This window comes from Pseudolysinimonas sp., from assembly GCF_031389465.1.
In the GTDB taxonomy this organism is placed as follows: domain Bacteria; phylum Actinomycetota; class Actinomycetes; order Actinomycetales; family Microbacteriaceae; genus Pseudolysinimonas_A.
Genome location: NZ_JANMSQ010000283.1, coordinates 1 through 1,809 on the forward strand (window position 1 = coordinate 1; position 1,809 = coordinate 1,809).

Consider the following 1,809-nt stretch of genomic DNA (forward strand, 5'->3'; position numbering starts at 1 on the left):
GTGAGCCATTTCAGCCGGGTGTGCCCGGCGCGCCGCAGGCGCCGAGCCCGGATGCCTCGGGTGATGCTGCGGCGACCTCGCTGATGTGGGGCTCGTAGTTCATGCTGTGGCGACCCATCGATGTATTCCTTCCGGAACTCCCTCGTCGGCGCCTCGAGGGCGGGGGAGTCCGCTCCCAGCACACGCCACACTCGGCACTCGCGGAAAGGGGGGTGACACGACCCGTCCGCCCCGCTAAGGTTCGGGGTTTCGATACACCGCCTTCGGCGGCACTCAACCCGCGGAGCCTCGCGGTTTCGATACACCCGGTTTCGAGACCGGCTGAAGTCAGCCGGCGGTGATGCGGTTGATCGCCGCCACGAACTGCGACTCGGTGAGGGTTCCGGCATCCCGCAGCTTCGCGAGTTCGACAATCTCGGTCGCCAGAGAACGCTGCGGCGGCACCGCATCGAGAAACAGTTTCGACAACCGCGGAAATCGTTGCGGCTCGAGCAGCGACTTCACGTAATCCATCCACGGGTCGTCGCGACCGGTCTTCGGGTTCACCGGCATCCGGATCGGAGCGACACATTCCGGGTGCTCCTCGGCGTGCCGAAGCGCATCGCGCAGGGGCAACAAGGTGTGGTCATCCTTCTGCTGAACCGCGGCAGCGAGGTCGGGATGGAACTCCGGATGCGCGAACGTCAACCCCGGCAGAGCGGGGGAGAGCAGAATGACGGCTTCCGTGAACCCGCGACCGGCGCCGCTCATCCCATTGGTGAGCCGGAAGCCGCTTGCCTTCGTCGTGTTCTTCACACTCCACAGCCCGCGCACCCGATCGCGGAGCGACTGCAGGTCGAACCCGTCGGCGTTGTGCCCACCGGGCACCGAGAGGATGCCGGACTGGTACGCCGCCGCCGCGATGATCCACTCGACGGCCGCGCCCGACCCGAAGCGGTTCGCCCGATCGGTCGGGTCGATGCGGCTCACGTTCGCGCGCAGAGCCGCCTCGAGCTCCTCGCGGAGGTTGTCGTCGGCGACCAGACGGTCGCGCAGGGTGTCGAATTCGGGGGAACCGCTCGTGGATCCGGCCGGCCAGAGCGGGAGCTTCATGCGCTGGAAGCTTTCGGGTGGCTTCTCGGAGGTGGTTTCTCGAGGGTGGGTCTCGATACACCGACCGCTTCGCGGGCGGCACTCGACCTGCGGGTGGTGGGTGAGGTGGGAGTGGCGGTGCCGAGGTGGGAGTTGGCGTGGGTGGCGAGCAGGTCGTCGACGTAGTCGGGGGCGACCGCCTGGTTGAGCATCCTCAGGAGACGCCACGGGTGTTTGACGTTCTCGTTGGGGCGTCCGGCGTTGCGTTTCACGACCACGTTCTCGCGCTCCGACGCCTCGAGTGCCGCGACGAGAGCGGGGTCGGCAGCCCCGATCGGCACCGGTACCGAGCTGAGGATCGTGCGCGAAACGGTGATTCCGCCTTCGTAGGCCCGCCACCACCAGTAGGCGAGCGACGAGTTGAGAACGACGTACGCGAGATCCCGGTTCTCGGGGGTCGCAAAGAACAGGCGGTGCGCGTGTCCCCGGTCGAGTACCCGTTTCACCGCCGACAGAAAGTACCGCGGGGTGACGGGCACGTCGAGCGGATACGCGGTCGGCCCCGGCACCGCAAGGTCGCCGATCGTCGTGGCGCACGCCACCATCGCACGGTGCAGCGGCACGAGTGCGGCGCCGACCTTCGGAAATGCCCGCAACTCGTCGGGCTGCAGGTCGGCGAGAAAGTCGTCGGCACTCGCGAACAGGTCGTCGCGCTCGTGGGAGCGCCATCGCAGCAGC

General features: G+C 67.7%; 2 protein-coding genes. Both read right to left on the reverse strand.

The genetic code is table 11. From position 1 onward, the window contains the following. Positions 1 to 327: 327 nt before the first annotated feature. Positions 328 to 1,092 carry a hypothetical protein gene (locus RMO30_RS11110; RefSeq protein WP_309713329.1) on the reverse strand — a complete coding sequence of 255 codons (765 nt, stop codon included), beginning with the start codon at positions 1,090 to 1,092 and terminating at the stop codon, positions 328 to 330. Continuing rightward, the coding region (locus RMO30_RS11115; protein ID WP_309713332.1) for a hypothetical protein at positions 1,089 to 1,809 on the reverse strand (721 nt) is incomplete at its 5' end. The genes RMO30_RS11115 and RMO30_RS11110, both read right to left, overlap by 4 nt.

Coding starts and splice junctions, on each gene's coding strand:
- RMO30_RS11110 (WP_309713329.1), bottom strand. CDS start 1,092: ATGAAGCTCCCGCTCTGGCCGGCCGGATCCACGAGCGGTTCCCCCGAA.